This is a genomic window from Nostoc sp. UIC 10630 (genome assembly GCF_010747425.1).
GTDB lineage: Bacteria > Cyanobacteriota > Cyanobacteriia > Cyanobacteriales > Nostocaceae > Nostoc.
On sequence record NZ_JAAGOG010000035.1, the window covers coordinates 1 to 20,165 of the forward strand.

Consider the following 20,165-nt stretch of genomic DNA (forward strand, 5'->3'; position numbering starts at 1 on the left):
AGGCATAACTATTGGTTATTATAAATTCCCCATTCCCCATGCCCCATGTCCCATGCCCAATATCTATTCTTTGAGCAGCAAATAATATAGTGAACCATTGCCGCCTGTGATGCCAGCGCGATCGCCTGCTAGTTTACCAGACCCCATGAAATAATCCACCCGTCCCGGGCCTTTGATGGCGCTTCCTGTATCCTGATCAAGCACAAAGCGGCTGACAGTACGCCTCTCTAGTTTGCCACGACTGGCGGGATAGGGAAATGAATTGTAAATCAGAGCTAGCGCTCCCGGTGGCATGAGAGACTTATCTGTAGCAATGGAACGTTCTGCTGTCACTGGCACATGAATACTACCAGTTGCTGGTCTACCACTTGTTTCTTGGAAGAAAATAAATCGTTCCCATCGGGGCAGATAATTGTTTAACTCCTGGGGTTTTTGCCGGAAATAACTAATTAGACGTGGCATTGTCAATCCATTTAGTGGCAGTTTGCCATCTTTGGCTAGTTCTTTGCCGATACTAGTCCAGGGGTAATCAGTTCCACCTGCATAGCCAATTGATGTTGTTTTACCATTGGTTAATTTAATTTGGGCGGAACCTTGGATATGTACCATGTATGCGTCTAGGCGATCGCGGAACCAAAGCAGTTCTAAACCGCGCAATTTGCTCTTATTCCCTTGTAAACCATCCTTCCCTTCCAAATCAATTCGTTTGGGGTGGGGTTTCGGCCATTGGCTGAAATCAGGTGGTAGCCGATAAAGGGGATACTTATATATTGCAGTTTTGACACGGCTAGCGGTATAAACAGGTTCGTAGTAAGCAGTGAATTTAACAGTACCCTTGCCATCGTTGCCTACAGACTGGTAAAAGACAAACTCACGGCGGACAGCAGATTGTAATTGAGCTGGTGACTTAGAACTGACAACCAGTTGACGGAAACGTAACAAACTCCGGCGGACGCGATCGAGGGTAATTTCCTTGATTGGATAATTTTGATATGCTGCGATCGCTTCACCTTTTGTTAAGTAGATCAGACTGTTATCAATTGAAGCCAACAACGCATTGCGATCACCTCCGGTGGGCGAAGCGCCAACGCCTGTTTTACCTCTTTGACCCCAAATTTGATCATCCCAACCCAAGCACCTCTGCTGGAGCGTACAATCGCTTCCTATGGCGATCGGTTTTAGCGGCGGTGTTATCTCTGGAGTGATTGGTATTGGCACCGGAGAGAGATCGGGAGTAGTCGGTATTGGCAAGGGCAGTAAGTTAGGAACCTGAGCAACAGCCGACCAAAGAGGATTTACAAGGACAACTCCCAGACTGAAGGAAAGTAAAGCAAGGGTTTTTCTCATCATTTAGTTGAATCTTTCAACACTGGAACTAAAAATAGGTTCTACCCGGATTGCTACAACCCGAGAAGGTCTTACTACCATATATTCCCCTTGAATATTTTTGATCGGCACACTAATAAAGTCATTGGAAGCAGATTTTGGCACAAGTTCGCCGCTATACCACTTCTGAAACTCTTGAATAGTAGGAAAACGTACTTCTTCCCGGTGGCCGCTTTCCAGTAGGAGGTATACGGCATATTCATTTGGAGTTCTAGCCATAAGATTGAACCATTTAAAAAACATTCAACCCATTGTTAACCACGTAACCCCTGAATGAAAAGGGTAAGCATACGGGAGGTGGGGATGAGGGAAGAAGTAAGGGAGCAGGGGGCAAGGGAGGCAGGGGAGCAGGGGAGCAGGGGAAGCATAACTATTGGTTATTAGGTAATTCCCCATTCCCTATTCCCAATTACCAATGACTCCTCACTTTAGACGACTAATCCTTTAATCAGTTCCTTCAAAAGTGTAAGTTTACATTAGCTCCTGCATAACTCTCCAATCAACTTCTGATAAGTCATTGGCATTGTTGAACAACAGTTAGTTATTCAGGAGGCGAAATTTATGAAACTTTACTATCGTGGTCTGAGCTACGAATACAACCCAAGCAAAGTTGCCAGCAAAAAAACAGAACAGCCCTTTCAACCAGTTCCTCAACTCGGGCCAGCTTATAATTTAATGTACCGTGGCGTTAATTATTGTGTTGATCCAAATTCAAAATCGGCAGAAGTTCCTCTATCACCAGTAGCTTATAAATTGAGCTTTAGGGGAATTACCTACTTTGTAAATAAAACTGCACAGGGAGAAGTGACTGTAGTCTCTCAACCAGCAATAAATTCAAAAGTTGTGGCACTGCCGATTTCTAAACAATTAAAACTTCAAGAATAATATAGTTACAAGCTCATCTGGAGTCTAGGGAGTCATGAACTTGTGTGTAGTACAATCCTCAAAAAACCTTTGAATTTCAGCATTATCTACCTCAAATTCATCTTGCCAAAACTGGTAGTTGTGCCAAGATGAATTTGAGGACTTAAGGCAAGTGAGACAATGTTAGGACAATTATTAGACGGACGTTACCAAGTCCTCCAAGTCTTAGGTGGAGGTGGATTCGGCCAAACCTATATAGCTCAAGATACCCATCGGCCAGGTTTCCCGAAATGCGTTGTCAAACACCTTAAGCCTGTCACTCGTAGCCCCGAATTTCTCGAAACTGCTAGACGGCTATTTACCAGTGAGGCAGAAACACTAGAAGAACTGGGCAACCATGACCAAATCCCTCGGCTTTTAGCCTATTTTGAAGATAACCAAGAGTTCTTTTTGGTGCAAGAGTTTATTGAAGGGCATACTCTAAAAGCAGAACTCTTACCGAATCAACTTTGGACAGAAGATCAAGTAATTCAACTTCTCCAACAGATGTTGGGTATTCTGCAATTTATTCACAGCCACAACGTTATCCATCGAGATATCAAACCAGACAATATAATCAGGCGGCAAAAAGACGGTAAGTTAGTGCTGATTGACTTTGGTGCAGTTAAACAAGTCCAAACTCAACTGCTTACAGTCTCAGGGCACACGGGGGCTACTATTATCATTGGCACCCCAGGATATATGTCTACAGAACAGGGGCAAGGTAAGCCTCGTTCTAACAGCGATATTTATTCTTTGGGTATTATTGGTATCCAATCGCTGACGGGGTTACATCCTATCAACTTTGAGGAAGATCCAGATACTGGTGAAATTTCTTGGCAACATCAGGCTAATGTCAGTTCTGAGTTGGCATCTGTGCTATCTAAGATGGTGCTACATCACTTTAAACAACGCTATCAATCTGCGGCTGAAGTTTTACAGGTGCTTAAGCATCTTGATAGTAAAGTAAAAGCGCAATCACTTCAATCACCATCTTTTAGACAATCATCTCAAGCTTCACTTTCTCAACAAAACTCAATTGGGTATCCGCCTGCTTCCATCCTGTCTGCGGAAAATTATAGCCGCTTAGAAAAGATTCTTTTGGAATTTGTCGGCCCCGTCGCTTCAAGATTACTACGACAAGTTGCGGCATCAGCACCCAACTATGAAGAATTAATTAATCAATTAGCCCTTCACCTTCGAGAAAATCAACAAATTGATTTTAAGAAGAAAACAATGTTTCTACTAGAGAAACCTACTCTACTACAGGAGTTTACTGTTAAATCTGAAATTCAGTCCAATAATTTACCAAGCCAAGAATATCAAGTAATCAGCGATAGCTTTGTGCATCAGTGTGAGCGGGAATTGGCTGATTTGATTGGCCCAATAGCTAAGTTTCTAGTCCAAAAAGCTGTTAAGTCATCTGGGCAAATTTCTCGTGCAGAATTTGTGCAACTTTTAGCATCACAAATTCCCGAACCTCAAAAAGCTTTGAAATTTCAGCAACGCTTACTTTCTTGATATTTTAAATATTGTCTTTATTTATCCGTTAATTACATTAGCGTAGCGGTAGCGAGTCCGCGTACTCTTACAGAGAAGCAAGCTACGCTTTTAGCGTCTCGTAGAGAGCGTCATTACGAATTATCAGCCTTGGTTATTCAACATCTCCATAGCTATTTTTAAGCTAGCTTTCATCCGATTGAATGCTTCTGCTAACCCGCCAATCTCATCATTAGAACTTTCTTCAAAATCAACACTCATATCACCAACACTAACTTTTTGGGCTATTTTTTCAATTCTTCTGATGCGCTGAATCACATATTTTTTGATTAAGAAGTTAATTAAGAAAACTACGATCGCAAAGATAGTAATTAAAAGTACCATAACTAATATCCAAGTCCGTTTGGCATTGGCAAAAATCTCTTGGGAAGGAACAGAGATTATTTGAGCAGAAACAATCTGATTAAGTTGCCAACCAAAACCATTTTCCGAACCATAAGTTGCCAACTGACTCTTAGGAGCCTGATCTGGTGTAGAATGACATCGCAGACATTTCTGTTGTGTAATCTTTAATGGTTGCGCTATATAAAATACTTCGCCTTCTGATAATTTCCGAAAGCCTGTAATTTCTTGAGTTTTGGATTCATTGCGAAAACGTTCTACAAGTTGAGTTTCAAAATTATCAGCTTTATCCGCTAAATTTGTTGGATTAAGTGTTGCATCTTTATGAAAAAAGTTTTTATATTCAGGCTTTTTACGAAAATTTTCAAAGACTTCTTTAGAAGAAAAAGTTGGTACAATTTCAGGCATGAACGTTGGGTTAGTATCTAGTCTAGGTGCTAATAGAGGATCTATCCGATTTTGTGTATAATCTCTAACTGCGTTCACCATTTGAATGAGAATCTGCGCTTGAGAAGTTACTTCATTTTGTGCTCTCCCCTGAAGTACACTGGATAAGGCAATCCCACTTCCCACAATACTGACTATGAAAACTAATATTAAAAGTAAGTTAAATTTAGCACCGATTTTTAAGTTTTTTAATGTAATGTTGTTTAACATAACCTAACCAATGAAGGTGGTATCTGAGTTTGTCTAATATTTATTTATACCTGTTAGAAAGCATCTCAACAATATTTAAATAAATATTAATTTTTTGCCGCAATATAACCTATTTAGGCAGCAATCAAACTTATCTAAATTATTTCTGAAAACCAAGTTACTTCCTTAACCAATAATTAGTGATGCTTTTGCGAATTCCCCGACGTTTATTTCTGTTTAATCTGCTAGGTTTGACATTTGCTGCTTGTCAATCACCAAATGATATTAATGGTACGTTAACTGTTGGCGTTATCAACTATGGTGGAGGCGAACAGATAATTAATCAATATGCTAAATTTAATAGTTATTTGGGTGAAAAAACAAACTCATATATTCAGCTAGAGCCAGTTTTTAATGAAAATAGAGCGGTTGAGCGCCTAGAAGCTCGTGCTTGGTCATTGGTATTTGCTCCACCGGGTTTAGCGGCTATTGCGATCGCACGTCACCAATATGCTCCCTTATTTCCTTTAATAGGTATTAATAATTTGCGCTCAATTTTCGTTGTTCGCAAAGACAACCCAATTACCGAATTGAAGCAACTGCAAGGCAAAACAGTGGCTTTAGGTCAATTAGGTTCAGCAACAGGATATTATTTTCCTCTTTACAATCTTTATGGTACAACACTAGCTGAGATCCTATTTGCACCCACACCTAAAGCCGCGCTGGAATTGGTGGCTCAAGGAAAAGCGATCGCCTGTGCTGTCTCAGAGGCGGAATTGGCTCTCTACGGTTCACAGTTTGCCCCTACGGAATTCCGCATACTGTTTAAAGACCCTCACTATGTACCATTAGGCGTGGTCTTGATTGGCCCGAATGTGGAACGTAACCGTCAAGAGTTCATCCGCAAAGTTATGAGTGATGTGCCTTCTGGTTTAGCTCAAGAAGTGGGGTATGTACCCAATGGACAAGTACCAGATTACAAATACATGATTTCTGTGGTCGATCGGGTAAGCTCGATTACTTCTAAGCTGCAAAAAAAACCTGTCCAATTATTTTGATTTACATCATAAATATTGCTCAAAAAAACAATTTGAATCGTGCTAGCTGGTTTTGAATTGTTCCTGTCAGGATTTTATTTAGTTCTGTAGTGTCTTGAAACTGCAAAATTTGCTGTGTGGGTAAGTCGAAGGGAAATTGTCCTTCAATATCTGGACGTTGCATTTGTGCTAGTACAATCTGTTCAGATCGCTTACTTTGGATGGCATAGCCAATCTCAATACAGACATTGGGACTAGGAATTAGTTGGGGGGTTTCTTTACCGTCAACACTAGCAATGGGTGTGGTGTCAGCGATAAATAACAAACTCTTACGGATTTTTCGCATGATCGTGCGGTTAATCCGTAGAGTAGCACCACTGGGGCGAGAGGATTCTACTAATGTTAGAGGAAGGCGCGATCGCAAGTTTAAACTTTCTAAACTTTTTCGCAGTTCTTCTCTGAGAGCATTTGTCGCAGCGACATACTCAGTTTGATAGGATAAAAAAATTGTTGGTTCTAACTGAGCCAACAGTGCCTGTTTGGTAAAATAAATTTCATGACTAATTAAGTCAATGTTGGCGACGCAATAGCCACCACTTCCTTCAATATAAAATTCAATATTTTCCCCTTCTAGATAGCGCCCAAACCAAGTTGATTTCTTAACTTCGTCACTTTCTTCTAAAAAGTCTGCTCGCAATGCCGATCTCAGCAGGCTTTTTTTGCTCAAGCGAATGTCTGGCGGACGTTTTTCTAGTTCTGGAATCGGCTCGTAATCCTGTAGATACCACGCTCTGAGCGCAATAATTGACATAAGGCGCTATTTAAATTATTTTTCACTATTTAGCTTAGTATAATCTTACACCAAGAGGAGTCCATATCTTAGACTTCTCTTTAAACACAACAACACCCAAGCATCTACTCGCTGAACTATTTTCTCTCATTGTTTATCAGATGCAGGGATGTACTAATTTTCATCGCTTGTGTAAACAAGTTATGAAATCTAGTAACAGCGCCCCCTAATCTTCCACATTTGAGGAAATAGCAGTTTTCGCGTTGGGTGTTGCTGTGTTTTGACGAGACAGATGTAAGTTAAACAGCGTCTTTTACCTCTTACTCACGACTCCAAATGCAGCTGTTATATCTGCCAGGGAAGCTTCTTTATGAGCTTCAATTATTAGATTATCACTCATCGATGGAAGGGAGTATTTTTGCAACGAAACTTTACTTTTAAAGTATTGTGTAATCAAAGTCAATATATTGCAGTAATGGGATAACTTTTAAGTCTTTTCGCTAGCCTATTTTTAAAAAATATCATCAACCTTTTGGATGAATAAAGTAATTACTAATTCAAATTTTAAGTTTTGAAACAAACATTCTGAAAATAAGGAAGAAAATCTATTTCTCTACCTTGAGTGAACGATTTTAGCTGGAGGCTTGACGGGAATTTCAATCCAGAACTCTGTACCTTTCCCAGGTTCGGAAATGCACTCCATTATTCCGCAATGTTTTTCGGCAATAATCTGATAACTGATTGCCAATCCTAATCCTGTACCCCTACCCACAGGTTTGGTAGTATAAAATGGGTCAAAAATTCGCTTTTTTATCTCTGGAGTCATTCCCGGCCCATTGTCACTAATACGAATCAATAGACGAGAGTTATCTGCTGAGATTCTAGTGGAAATGTGGATAGTAGGCACTGGGGATGGCTTATCTTGTTTGTCCTCCTCCCCAGTCCCCATTTCCCAGTTCCCCATTCCCCATTCTCCATTCCCCATTTCTAAAGCATCTATGGCATTGCTGAAAATATTCATGAATACCTGATTCATTTGGCCGGCATAGCATTCTATCGTTGGGATGTTGCCATAGTCTTTGATTACCCGAATGCCTGGGAATTCATCATTTCCTTTCAGTTGATGTTGTAAAATCAATAAGGTACTGTCAATGCCTTCATGCAAGTCAACACGCTTGTTTTCAGCCTCATCCAAGCGAGAAAAATTGCGTAACGACAGCACTATTGAACGGATGCGATCGCTTCCTACTTGCATTGAGGTAATGATTCTTGGGAGGTCTTCTACCAAAAATTCAAAATCCACTGCTTCGATCGCAGCGCTAATTTCACTATGAGGATCGGGATAATATAGCTGATAGAGGCGTAAAATTTCTAGCAGTTGTTCGATGTAGTCACTGGCGTGGCACAGATTACCGTAGATAAAGTTAACGGGGTTGTTGATTTCGTGAGCGATACCCGCCACCAACTGTCCTAAGCCGGACATTTTTTCGGTTTGAATTAATCTTGTCTGTGTTTCTTGGAGTTTATGTAAAGTCTTTCCTAACTGTTCTGCTTTATTTCTGGCTTCAGTTTCAGCTTTACAGGTTTGTTCGTAGAGTTGTGCTTGTTGAATGGCGATCGCAGCCTGATCTCCTAGTTGCTGCAATAAATCAATTTCTATATCCTGCCAATTTCTGGGAGCATTACATTCATGGGCAATTAGTAAGCCCCATAGTTCTATACCTATATTAATCGGAACTGTTAGGTTTGCTTGAATTTGCAGACTTTGTAAAAACTCTCGATGACAATCACTTAAAGAATCGGTTGAAACATTGTTAATTGCCCGTACCCTACCCCGAGAGTATAAATTCCTATGCTCATTAGGAAAGCATTCTACTGGTGCATTCACTCCCAAAACTGACTGCCAATTACCATTCATCTCTTCCACAATCACCGATTTACTGTTCAGTTGGAAAATTACTACCCGGTCTGAATTTAGTAGTGAGCGGACTTCGGAGACAATAGTTTGCAGGGTTGTCTGCAAGTCCAATGTACTGCGGATCTGCTCTGTGATTTGCTTGATTACCTTGGTGAGGAGTAATGATTTTTCTAGTTCAGCAGTTTGTTCTTGTACCCGCAGTTCCAAGTTGGCATTCAGTGCTTGTACTTCTTTATATATCTGCTGCTGCTGAATTGCCATTGAAAAATGATCGTACAAGGCTTGTGCCAATGTCATGTCTTCTGGTTTCCACTCAGGTGCTTGCCCTTTTTTTTGCTCTCGCCAAACCTCAAAGGAAAGCTGGGGTAGAAGTTGTCGCCGATTTTGTTCGCATCGTCCCGCCCACAAGATTTCCGTTTCAAATTCAGCGCGAAAAATGCTTAATACACCGATAAATTGTTCCCGGTAATACAGGGGAATCACCATCAGTCCGCGAATTTGAGTAGAACGAAATGCTAAAGCTAAAACTCGCAAATGCGGTTCTTTATATAGGTCAGAGGTTGCCCAAATATTGCCTGGTTTACACTCAGTCATCCAGTTTTGCCATGTAGGATGCTGTTCAATAATGCTGCTATCTAATTCGTAGGGTAGTGTGGGTTGGTCGCCCCAGGTGTATAGTTCCCGGCTCTGTTGAATGTAAAGCCTACCACCGACTCCGCTGAATGCGGTAATAACTTCTTCAATAGCTCCCTGTAATTGGATTGTTGGTAGTTTATGCAATAGTGTGGTGACTCGGTTAATAGTAGCTTCTTGTTTTTGCTGGGTAAGCGCTGCTGTGAGTAGATTACTTTGAGCGATCGCGATCGCAACCTGATCGGCAACTTGCTGCAATACTTTGATTTCTCGCTTCAAAATCTTTCGCGGTTCACTATGGTGAGCGACCAACAATCCCCACAATTTAGGCTTTGCCGATTGTTCTTGTGGATCGCGATCTAAAATTGGCACTACTAAAGAAGATTGCACCCCCATTGCCTTTAAATATTGAATATGGCATGGGTCTACTTGCCGATAGTAGATATTAGTTTGTAGGCGTTTGCCAGTTTCTGTTGATTGTAGAGGTGATAGCCCGATTTTCTGGTTTGCTACATCGACAATCGAACGTTGCCCCGCCAACAAAAACATCTCTCTGGCCGCTTCAGGGATATCATGAACTGGGAAGCGCAACCCTAACAAGGATGGCAGACGCTCGTTATAAATAGATTCAGCAATGACTTCACCACTACCACTTGTATCAAAACGATATACCTTAACTCGATCTGCACGTAAGAATAACCGTACTTCAGTAACAGTAGTTGTTAATATTTCTTGAAGATCGAGCGATCGCCTAATCTGTTTGATCATCCGGTGCAGTAAGCTTTCTTGGTCTAAGCCTTGCTGCACCCCCTTTAGTTTATCGGTAGATGTCATTATTTATGTACACCATAACTGAAGTATAGTTTTTCTTATAATTGTCCCTAATGATAAATTTCAATTTACAATGCCTTGATTTTTATTCCATTTCAATAAATTTCTGCGACAAAGGCATTGCGAGGGCCGTACATCTGTTGCAATTTTTTTAGAAATGGATTAAAGGGTATTTGAAAAGTATTAGATATTTTGCTTAATTCCCGTAGTCCTAAGAAAGTTGATTTAGGGAGATATCAAACTATTTGGTGTATCATTTGTGACTTTTCAAATATCCTTTCAATTTTAAAGTAAATAAAAATTTAAACATTGACACTTATTGATTTTATATTCTTAATCATTAAAATATTTCAGTATTTTTACTTAAAATATATCTTCATCATTACCTTATTTTCTTTACCATTTTTGCCCCGAAAGTTCCCTAAAGACCATAGTGATTCCCCTTGAAAAGCTATGTATTAGTCAGATATTTCTTAATATTTACAAGGGCGATCGCTCCTACAAGTCCCAAAGCCTTAAACTACATTGTATATTCTCAATAGCAATAAGCTTTTTTGGCAAAAATAATGACTAGTTTGCCAATTTAGCAAGAAATTCAAGCATTGTAAGCCATGTAAAACAATGGTTTTAATATTGCTAATACAAAATGTCAATAATAAATCAAATGGTCTTGAACTTGCTCTTCATTAAGTAGCTTTAGGGAGATTTAAGCTTTAAATGAACTTGATTTAATTATTGGCAATTTTTCAAAAAATTTTGACTGGAGAATTTTAATATTCCCCGTCTAATTACTGATTTTATATTAAATGTAACTATAGAACTCCTATTTGATTTTTGGACAAGACTCAGTACGGATCTATCCCTTCTTTCCTATTCCCCATTCCCTGCCCACACAAGTAAATATGGCTACGCCACGCTGCGCGAACAGGAATCAAACCGGATTCCTATATCTTGATGAAATTATTCATAAATTCTTGTTAAAGCTAGTAAGTTACGAATTTCTTCACGCACACTCATGAGAGTTTTACCGAGATGGTTTTGACCTGCTTTATTAGCACCACAGCCCCAAAAAGAATCGGTTGGGGAGTTTTCAACCAAAAGCTCATCGCCTGTCTTCAGCAGAACTTCTCTAATATCAACATGAGTGAGAAACTTTTTGAGTACAGCTTCTCGCATAATTTGCGTTTTGACCAAATCCCAGTCTCGACGGAGTTGGCGAGTGCTACATCTTCCCAAGGCAGCAGCTTCTTCTGGGGTGGCGGCGGCATGGATGAGGGGTATAATCGCCGCATCTTTGCTGCCAACAAACTTTTGTGCTTGATAATAATGCTCAACAGTTGCCCAGTAAGTGTCCTGGATGTGGATTCCGTGGGGAGAGAAGTTAGAAAAACAGCCATAAGGCTGCCAAACCTTATAAAAGTAAATGGTCATTTGAAAATTGCTCTTTCATATATAGCAATCCTATTTGATTTGTGAGAATTGCAACTCAAAACCGAACTTATCTAAATTTTGTGAGCAGGGGAGGCAGGGGGAGGCACTTTCAAGGGTAGGGAATTAAAAATCAGGCAGTAGAGAGAGTGATTTGAGACACATGGAGTTGTGGAGTCAAGATGGGCCAAGGCTGAGGGAGTTTCCTCTAACATCTGATACCCCCAGTGAAAGACAGTCTGTTGGGTTGCCAACTATTTCAGAACTTGAAATTTTACGTGACCGTGTTTTGTCTGAACTGAAGTTAGGTAAGCAAGCTACTGGGTATAAAACTGCTCAGAAGATTCTCAATCGGTTCATTTCTGAACTAATCGGTTCAGTTTAGCTGTTTGGGGAATTCGCCAACTGTATCGGATACGCGGCTGTACACCTTTGTGGCTTCATTCCAAAATGGGTTTTTGGCATCTGAACTGGGAGGAATTAAGCCTGCGGCTATAGTTTCAAATTCAATTTAGTCTTGCCACGCCACTACATTCTAGATACTCCCTTTGCAGTCTTTCTTATTTATGCATGAAAGCTACATATTGTAGTATTTTGTATCTGCCAAATAAGACCAAATCGCTGATTAAGAATTTATAAATCAGCCTTTTGATATAAGCTATGTTTCTTCTTATATGTAGTCTCTAAGTAACTTGTACAGAATTTTGTATATAGATTTACCGCCTTACACAACAACTCAAAGTAGAGCAAAGAAATTAGCAAAATCTTATATAAAACATCCTCCTTTGGTAGTAAATTATTGTATTATTATCAAATATTGGATATGTGAAAACATTAAGAAGACAAGTTAAAAAAGTAGGTTTTAAAAAGTATGAAAAGTGGGAAAAATAGGTTTTAAAAAGTAGAAAAGTAGGTTAAGTAATAAAAGTAGGAACTTTTGTATAAACTGTTGACAAGCTTTTACATAAATTGCTATTTATAAGTACATACAAAGCACAAATGCCTAAGTAACTTTCTGGAGAAAATTATGGCTAACGATAAGAACTTGGCACAACTCATCAATCAAGAAGCTATTTTTGAGGAAATTAATGAGGAGGAATTAGAAGGAATAGTGGGAGGAGCACTACTCGATGAATTAATCCCAGGACTGGCTACCACTGTTACAGGAGTGAGTCTCATTGTTAGTGCTGTTGTAACAAGAGTTCTGAATACTGTAGCTACTCTTACACTGTAATTGATCTGCTGAATCCGACGAAGTAAAGTGTAATAAATGTAATTTCCAAGATATGAGGCGAATTTGAGCGAACCAACATCGTAAAACAACTCAAGGTGATTTTTGAGAGGTAAATAAAGGCAGGGAAGCAGCTTCCATAAAAATACTAGCCTGCAAAGGTTGTAATTTTTATAAAAGTTTGTTGACCGAAGAGAATGCTACAAATTCATCTTCGTTGTCGCTCAACCAATATCTAGTATAACCACAATTATACACTCCTTATTGTTTGCTACTGTAGGCAGAAGTCGGAATATTCTGACTTCTGAATTTTTTCATGTCACTTCTATGTTCATAAAGAACCTATTTGTGCCAGAAGTTTGAATTGAGATTGAAGATTTGTGATTTTAGCAGTTCAGTACCTTAATAAAGATGCGTGATGCTGCCAACATCAACAGTTGTTTGGCAAGCATAGAACTAATATTTTCACAGCTTTTATTAATAGTTTACTTTTGTCGGCTAATCTTTGCCATCCGACAATCTTCTTTCATGAAAAATCGTAGTTTTAAACTTGTATCTTGTAGAAACGTTAGTAATAAAAGTAGAATAAGAAAAATAAGAGAAGTCGAAATTAAAAAAGTAGGAAAAGTTGGATCTTTTTTATAACCTGTTGACAAGCTATTAAACAACCTGTTATTGGTGAATATATCTCAGACACAAATTATTTACATTTTTCTGGAGTTAAGTTATGCCTAATGTCAATCGAGTTAGTTTCAAATTTACCTGTAGTCAAAAAGTTATTGTCGAGGAACTCATAGATGGTGAATTAAAGGGAATAGTGGGGGGTGAAAAAGTGTCTTTTACAAGTTCAGATATACCTGTGAATGGAACTATTATCTTTGAGCAATCCTCTGAAAACAAGCGGACTGACAAAGAAACAATAACCACAATAAAGACAAAGAAGACTGTGGGTGACAAAATAGAGGAACAAGTGTTCGTTAATGGAGTTCAGGTTCTCTAGCTATCTAAAGGTAGAGCAAGAAGATAAGGGTGTGTAAATGTGCAATAAGTTATGGAAGTGTAATAGAGATGGAAAGAAGGGAGCGAGATCAGTCGAAGCACCAGCTAGCATTTAAATATTAGTCTGGAAAGATTGCAGTTTATCTGAATATTTGTTGCTCGAAAAGAGTACTGTAAATTCATCTTTGTTGTCGCTCAAATGATACTTAGTACAACTCCAAACTTTACACTTCCGTTCTTTCTAACACCCCTATGATTAAAATAGCAATAAGTCACTATATTTTCGCTACTAACTCCTAAGTTGTAATCAGCGGTTTTTTATTTAAATTGAATTAAATGAAGATTTTAAATTTTTATAAAAAATCTTGTCTGCAATTGTATATATTTGAGATTTGCATAAATGTGGCACAGTTTATTTAATTTTCTTTTGTAATCAGTTTTTTCAAACTCGCTACTGTATATTGCAGCAGCTTCCAACCGAGTAAGGGACAAAATTTAAACTTCAAAGCCAGATGAGGCTGAGATTCCCGACTTCTTAAAGAAGTCGGGAATCTTGAAGTTTAGGAATGATTTAGGATTGCTATTGTCATCTCAGATGAGGCAGGGAGCGCTTTGATATTAGCTATTTTTTACTTTTGATTTTTATTTTGTAATACATGTCATTATTTTTTTTAAATAACTTTATTTGTAGATTTACTATTTATCCTACACATCGATTTTTCTTTTTTGAAATCTTATTAAACCATCTTATTTTTTCTTAGCGTTCTTAATTTTTTTACTCTAAAATTACGTTCATTTTTTTAATTTCTAAATGCTAATCTTTAAAATTTTTACTCCTAACTTTATCATTTCTTTATAAAACTTTTTTGAGAAAAAAGGTATTATTTAAACATAGTGAAATTCCAAAAGTTAACCAATAACAAATATCGTTAGATGCATTAGTTTCTTGCTTTCTAACGACAACGTTAATAAAAGTCAGCAAATACTCATTGTTTGATGTATCTAAAGATTTTTGTTATTAGCAATTATTGGTTAAGTAAACAAAAATTTCACTGTTCAAAAACCATTTTGTACAAGGAAGGAACTTTTATGTCAGTTGTAACACTTGAGCAAGAAACACTCGTAGTAATGACAGAGCTAGCTGATGAAGAAATCAGTGGAGTTGTAGGCGGTGGAGACTATTTCAAAGCCAAAAAAGTAGATATCGATGTCGACAATAACAATGACGTTGACATCAAAAAGATAGGCAAGAATTCTACCGTAACGATAGTCCAGCAAAATGCTACCGCAATATCATTCAATGGAAATGCTGTTGCTAAAAATGAGTACAGCGCCGACAAGGCGTGGGTGAGATATTAGTCCTGCTGATTATAGTGGGTACTAAGTTATTGCTTTAGTACGCTCTGCATTGGGTGCTCAACTCAACAAAAGTCACTTTAACGGTTTGTATTGCCAAAAAGTTCTCGATCATGATTTGTATCATCACTACAAATCAAAACAGCACTAAGCTAGTAAGCATGTAAGTTATGCATTATTTCGTTAAGAGAGTTATTAAACAGTAATCCTTTGCCAATTGCTGCAAACAACTGACAAAGGACTACAAACGACCTTTACGAATAAGTGTACAGACATCTTATAACATAGTGGTCTGACCATTTCTGGCATCACAACCTTCTACAACGTTACACGAACATTGGCGGGTGTAAGCCGGATAAAAGCGAAAGGTCAAAGGGTAAGCGACCAATCAATATTATCCCTTACTTCTTACCCACCCGTCAATGTTTTCGTATGAAGATTACAAAATCGTTACTTTAACGTAAGTTACTGTAATTTTTGGTTAAGTGACTGAAAGAATTTCGCTAGACCATACTCGTTTTGTAGACGGAAGGATTTGTTATGTCTAACATCACTCTTGAACAAGAAGAGCTTGCAGTTATTACAGAGTTGGATGACAAAAAAATGGTTGCCCTCGTAGGAGGAAGTTCTTGGAAACCACCACTAAAATGGCGGAAACCACCAAAACCAGAGCAACCAGAATATCACCCACCAAAAGACTATGGTGCTTTGATAAACTTAAATCTTGATCTTGATGTTGATCTTGATCTTGGTCTTGATCTTAGCAAGCTTCTTGGTGGGCTGTTGTAAATTGCACATTTTTCGTTAAGGCTATTATTAATTCAGTGTTTAAATGTCAGATATTAACTGACATATGAACAAAGGACAAATGATAGAAAGCGACGCTTACGTCTAAGTAGACTTTTCACGAGTTCTGTAAGCTCTGTTTTATACTAGGGTGTAAAGGTGTAAAAAGGATTGATTATTTACGTTTAAGTAAAAGTGTTTTCCCTAAACTTTTACACCCTTTTTAAATGCTGTAAAAAGTTGCCTGGATTTCTCCTGAAGTTATAAGTAAAGGTTTCTTGGTTGAGAATTAAATTCATGTCTAAAAAAATCAAAAATTTAAAAACCTTTAATGCCTAATTTCCAGAATTATCATAAGATGATATGTTAACTTATATTTTTGAGTATTAATACTGTCAAATAAGCAAACAATTGTATTGCCTATTTTCTATTTAGGCTGCAACTCCTAGTGATTGCAGCAATAGTATTGTACTCACTCAAAACTGTTTTTTGTTTTCATTCCCATAGAGATTGGGACGGTGTTCGGTGATTAATCAAAAAAGCGACCTGTTCCGCAAAGAAGCTTTAGAGCGTGCTTCTTCACCGGAAGAACTAGATCAAATTATGCAGGTAGTCAGCCCGAAAAAATGGCTACCTCTAGTTGCTGTTGGTTCGTTGGTGGCAACGGGGCTAACTTGGAGTTTTTTAGGTCGAATCCCAATTACAGTGACGGGTACTGGCATAATAGTCTATCCCAGTACAATTACCTCATTCCAGTCACCGATCGCAGGTAAATTACGAGCAATCAACGTTCGAGTTGGCGACTATGTAAATAGAGGAGATGTGCTGGCGACGCTAGACCAAAGCGAACTTATGAAACAGCTACAACTAGTACGCTCTAAATTAGGGCAACTACAAACAGAAGATAGCGCTGCTAGCTTAGTGCAAGGACAACGGCAAAACGCAGACAAAGAAGCGATTAAACAGCAACGCCAATCTTTGCAGCAAAACCTCCAAGCGGTACAGAAACTCACCCCGATTTTAAGAGAGAAAGGGCTAAATTCGATTCAACGCGATCGCGCCAATCAAACCCAAAGCTTACAAGCACTGCGGGCTCTCTTACCTACCTTCAAACAGAGATTGACCAACCGCCAGCAGCTATTGCAGGAGGGAGCAATTTCTGGCGATACAGTCCTACAGTCACAGCAAGACTACTTAAATGCTGTCACCCAAATTAATGAAGCCGAATCGCAACTCAAGCAACTAGATGTCAAGGAAGCAGATGCCCAACGACAATATCTAGAGAATTTGAACTCAATTAAAGATTTGGAAGCGCAATTAAAGCAACTAGATAGCAAAGAAGCGACTGCGGCGCAACAAGACTTAGAAACTGTAACCAACCGCAAAAAAGAAATTCAGGAAGTCCAGCGGAATATTGTTCAATTAGCACTGCAACTATCGAGCAACAGCTTAGTCAAGAGCAGTTACTCAGGACGAATTTTAGAAATCTCGGCAAGTCCAGGACAGGTTGTTTTACAGGGTACACCCATAGGAGCGATCGCTGCACAGAAGCGATCGGCTCAACCTGTGAGTGTAGCATTTTTTCCCGTTGGCGATGGCAAGCAAATTCAACCAGGGATGAAGTTACAAGTCACACCTAGTACAGTGCAACGCGAACGCTTTGGTGGCATCATCGGTGCTGTCACAGAAGTCTCAGCCTTTCCCGTGACTAAAGAAGGTGCATTAAGTGTAGTAGGCAATTCCGAATTGGTGGAAGCTTTGATGTCACAAGGGCCACAGATGCTAATTACTGCACGACTGCAACCAGACAATTCCACCTTCAGCGACTACAAATGGTCTTCTTCCCAAGGGCCACAGATGAAAGTCACTTCTGGAACTACCACCTCAGTACAAGTCACAGTGGAAGAACGCGCCCCGATTACTTTTGTCCTGCCGATTCTCAGATCCTGGAGTGGCATTTCTTGATATTGGCGATAAGGGAAATGAGGAAGTAATTATTAAAAAATATTTTTATGTTCTGGCGAAATCTGCAAAATATATTAGGGCGCTTGCGTAAAAACAAGCGGTGTCATACTCCGACTCTGCTGCAAATGGAGGTAGTAGAATGCGGCGCTGCTGCTTTGGGAATTATTCTCGGTTATTACAATCGGATTGTCCCACTGACGGAACTGAGGCAAGCGTGCGGTGTCTCGCGGGATGGAGTTAGTGCCTTAAATATCTTGAAGGCTGCCAGAAATTATCGACTCAGCGCTAAAAGCTTTAAAACCAACTTAGCTGGCTTGTTGCAGTTAAAATTTCCCTACATTGTATTTTGGAACTTTAACCATTTTTTAGTAGTAGAAGGAATCACCAAACAGCGAGTTTATCTCAACGATCCTGCTACTGGACGGCGCATCGTCTCCTTAGAAGAATTTAGCGGTGCTTACACGGGTGTGGTGCTAGTTCTAGAGCCTGGTTCAGAGTTTCAACGTGGAGGACGCAAGCCTAGCACAATCTTAGCTTTGTGGTCGCGGTTGCGAGGCTCCATTGGCGCATTACTTTACTGCGTGTTGGCAGGATTTTTGTTAGTAATTCCTGGACTGGCGATACCTGCATTTTCCCAAGTATTTGTAGACAACGTATTGATTGAGCATCGGTATGAGTGGTTGCGTCCGCTAATTTTAGGCATGATCTTCACAGCCGGACTCAGTGGATTTTTGACGCTGCTACAGTTGCAGTTTTTGCGTCAAATGAAAATTAAGTTGTCTGTGGGTATGAAGAGTCGGTATCTGTGGCACATTTTACGCCTACCCATCAGTTTTTACGATCAGCGGTATGCAGGGGAAATCAGTAGCCGGATGCAACTCAACGACAGCATCGCCGACATGCTTTCGGGTGAATTAGCGACTACAGTAATTGCAGCAGCATCAGTATTTTTATATGTAATAGTGATGCTGCAATATGATGTTGTACTAACTTTAATTGCGATCGCCTTTGTCGCGATAAATCTTGCCGCCTTACAGTGGGTGAGAGGGCGGCGCGTAGATGCCAATATCAAACTCATCCAAGAAGAGGGAAAAGTTCGCGGTGTAGAAATTTCTGGTCTTCAGAGTATGGAGACGCTAAAAGCATCTGGATTAGAGTCAGATTTCTTCTCCCGCTGGGCCGGTCACTATGCCAAAGCCATCAACACCCAGCAGGAATTAGAGGAAACAAATCAGACAATAGGTGTTTTACCATCTTTTCTGTCAGCGATCGCTTCCATGCTGCTTTTAGCTGTAGGCGGTTTACGAGTCATGGATGGAGCCTTGAGCATCGGTATGTTAATAGCCTTTCTTGGCATGATGCAAAGGTTTTTCGCTCCAGTAAGTAATCTCATCAGCCTGGGAAGCGAACTCCAAGAGATGGAAGGTAATCTGACTCGTCTTGATGATGTCTTGCGTAATCCCATTGACCGGCAATTGGAGCAGGGAGGCAGGGAGGCAGGGGAGCAGGGGAGCAGGGGAGCAGGAGAGAAAGAGGACAATTGCAATCTTTCCCCTCTGCCCCTCTGCCCCTCTGCCCCCTTGCCTAAATTACAGGGGTATGTTGAATTACGCAATGTGACATTTGGCTATAGCCAAATTTCCCCGCCACTGATTCAAAATTTTAGTCTTTTGCTCAAGCCAGGACAGCGAGTTGCCTTGGTGGGTGGGAGTGGTTCTGGTAAGTCTACCATTGCCAAACTTTTATGTGGACTTTACGAACCGTGGCAGGGAGAAATTCGATTTGACGGCAAACCCAGAGAGCAAATTTCTCGCCAGGTACTAGCCAATTCTATTTCTGTCGTAGAGCAAGAGATTTTGTTATTTGCTGGCAGCGTCAGAGACAACTTGACACTTTGGGATACTACTATACCTGACAGTCATCTTGTCCGAGCTTGTCAAGACGCAGCGCTTCACGATGTAATCCTTTCACTACCTGGAGGCTATCATGCTGATCTTTTGGAAGGTGCTACCAATTTAAGTGGTGGTCAGCGACAACGGTTAGAAATTGCCCGTGCTTTGGTGAATAATCCCAGTATCCTGATCATGGATGAAGCCACCAGCGCCCTGGATGCCGAAACAGAAAAGAACGTCAGTCGTAATCTGCGTTTGCGCGGCTGCACTTGCATCATCGTGGCGCATCGACTCTCGACTATTCGAGATTGTGATGAAATTATTGTCCTCGATCGCGGCAAGATAGTCCAACGGGGAAGCCATGCAGAATTGCAGCAAGTTGAAGGGACGTATTTACAATTAATTCGCAGTGAGGAAACAGAAGAGGTAGGGGAGCAGGGGAGCAGAGGAGCAGGGGGAGCAGGGGAGGCAG

At 40.0% G+C, this 20,165-nt stretch carries 15 protein-coding genes and 1 pseudogene; 10 read left to right on the forward strand and 6 right to left on the reverse strand.

Annotated elements, in window-relative coordinates; genetic code table 11:
* Window positions 1–63: 63 nt before the first annotated feature.
* Together G1O98_RS11385 and G1O98_RS11390 are read right to left on the reverse strand one after the other, a co-directional pair.
* The gene (locus tag G1O98_RS11385) at window positions 64–1,347 is read right to left on the reverse strand and encodes a murein transglycosylase A (RefSeq protein ID WP_163928953.1); all 1,284 of its coding nucleotides are present in this window, start codon (window positions 1,345–1,347) and stop codon (window positions 64–66) included.
* A 3-nt stretch (window positions 1,348–1,350) separates the two neighbouring features.
* The gene (locus G1O98_RS11390) at window positions 1,351–1,605 is read right to left on the reverse strand and encodes a hypothetical protein (protein WP_012411579.1); all 255 of its coding nucleotides are present in this window, start codon (window positions 1,603–1,605) and stop codon (window positions 1,351–1,353) included.
* Window positions 1,606–1,947: 342 nt separating this feature from the next.
* Here G1O98_RS11390 and G1O98_RS11395 point away from each other — a divergent pair, with 342 nt between their 5' ends.
* On the forward strand, window positions 1,948–2,271 hold the full coding sequence (locus G1O98_RS11395) for a DUF4278 domain-containing protein (RefSeq protein ID WP_163928923.1): 324 nt from the start codon (window positions 1,948–1,950) through the stop codon (window positions 2,269–2,271).
* A gap of 159 nt (window positions 2,272–2,430) precedes the next feature.
* Window positions 2,431–3,810: a serine/threonine-protein kinase gene (locus tag G1O98_RS11400; RefSeq protein WP_163928924.1), complete on the forward strand. Its 1,380-nt coding sequence runs from the start codon at window positions 2,431–2,433 to the stop codon at window positions 3,808–3,810.
* 123 nt (window positions 3,811–3,933) lie between these two features.
* Here G1O98_RS11400 and G1O98_RS11405 read toward each other — a convergent pair whose 3' ends face one another.
* Complete coding sequence (locus G1O98_RS11405; protein WP_163928925.1) at window positions 3,934–4,848, reverse strand: DUF3365 domain-containing protein; 915 nt, start codon at window positions 4,846–4,848, stop codon at window positions 3,934–3,936.
* 182 nt (window positions 4,849–5,030) lie between these two features.
* On the opposite strand from G1O98_RS11405, the gene G1O98_RS11410 reads away from it, so the two are divergent.
* Window positions 5,031–5,885 carry a PhnD/SsuA/transferrin family substrate-binding protein gene (locus G1O98_RS11410; protein WP_163928926.1) on the forward strand — a complete coding sequence of 285 codons (855 nt, stop codon included), beginning with the start codon at window positions 5,031–5,033 and terminating at the stop codon, window positions 5,883–5,885.
* 19 nt (window positions 5,886–5,904) lie between these two features.
* Here G1O98_RS11410 and G1O98_RS11415 read toward each other — a convergent pair whose 3' ends face one another.
* From G1O98_RS11415 to G1O98_RS11425, 3 genes are all read right to left on the reverse strand, one after another.
* Window positions 5,905–6,675 carry a hypothetical protein gene (locus tag G1O98_RS11415; protein ID WP_114083143.1) on the reverse strand — a complete coding sequence of 257 codons (771 nt, stop codon included), beginning with the start codon at window positions 6,673–6,675 and terminating at the stop codon, window positions 5,905–5,907.
* A 592-nt stretch (window positions 6,676–7,267) separates the two neighbouring features.
* Window positions 7,268–10,039 (reverse strand): GAF domain-containing protein, encoded by a 2,772-nt coding sequence (locus G1O98_RS11420; protein WP_163928927.1) that lies wholly within the window; start codon window positions 10,037–10,039, stop codon window positions 7,268–7,270.
* Between the two features lie 957 nt (window positions 10,040–10,996).
* Entirely contained in the window at window positions 10,997–11,467 is a 471-nt protein-coding gene (locus G1O98_RS11425; protein WP_163928928.1) for an N-glycosidase, read from the reverse strand.
* Window positions 11,468–11,627: 160 nt separating this feature from the next.
* Between G1O98_RS11425 and G1O98_RS11430 the strand changes: the two genes are divergently transcribed.
* From G1O98_RS11430 to G1O98_RS39890, 7 genes and pseudogenes are all read left to right on the forward strand, one after another.
* Window positions 11,628–11,849, forward strand: a complete 222-nt coding sequence (locus tag G1O98_RS11430; protein WP_163928922.1) for a hypothetical protein — start codon at window positions 11,628–11,630, stop codon at window positions 11,847–11,849.
* A gap of 642 nt (window positions 11,850–12,491) precedes the next feature.
* Window positions 12,492–12,698 carry a hypothetical protein gene (locus G1O98_RS11435; RefSeq protein WP_163928929.1) on the forward strand — a complete coding sequence of 69 codons (207 nt, stop codon included), beginning with the start codon at window positions 12,492–12,494 and terminating at the stop codon, window positions 12,696–12,698.
* A gap of 724 nt (window positions 12,699–13,422) precedes the next feature.
* Window positions 13,423–13,695: a hypothetical protein gene (locus G1O98_RS11440; RefSeq protein ID WP_163928930.1), complete on the forward strand. Its 273-nt coding sequence runs from the start codon at window positions 13,423–13,425 to the stop codon at window positions 13,693–13,695.
* Window positions 13,696–14,783: 1,088 nt separating this feature from the next.
* Window positions 14,784–15,053 (forward strand): hypothetical protein, encoded by a 270-nt coding sequence (locus tag G1O98_RS11445; RefSeq protein ID WP_163928931.1) that lies wholly within the window; start codon window positions 14,784–14,786, stop codon window positions 15,051–15,053.
* 537 nt (window positions 15,054–15,590) lie between these two features.
* Complete coding sequence (locus G1O98_RS11450; RefSeq protein ID WP_163928932.1) at window positions 15,591–15,839, forward strand: hypothetical protein; 249 nt, start codon at window positions 15,591–15,593, stop codon at window positions 15,837–15,839.
* A gap of 522 nt (window positions 15,840–16,361) precedes the next feature.
* The gene (locus G1O98_RS11455) at window positions 16,362–17,801 is read left to right on the forward strand and encodes an NHLP bacteriocin system secretion protein (protein ID WP_163928933.1); all 1,440 of its coding nucleotides are present in this window, start codon (window positions 16,362–16,364) and stop codon (window positions 17,799–17,801) included.
* Between the two features lie 47 nt (window positions 17,802–17,848).
* Window positions 17,849–20,089, forward strand: a pseudogene (locus G1O98_RS39890) (NHLP family bacteriocin export ABC transporter peptidase/permease/ATPase subunit); the annotation flags it as partial.
* Window positions 20,090–20,165 lie beyond the last annotated feature (76 nt).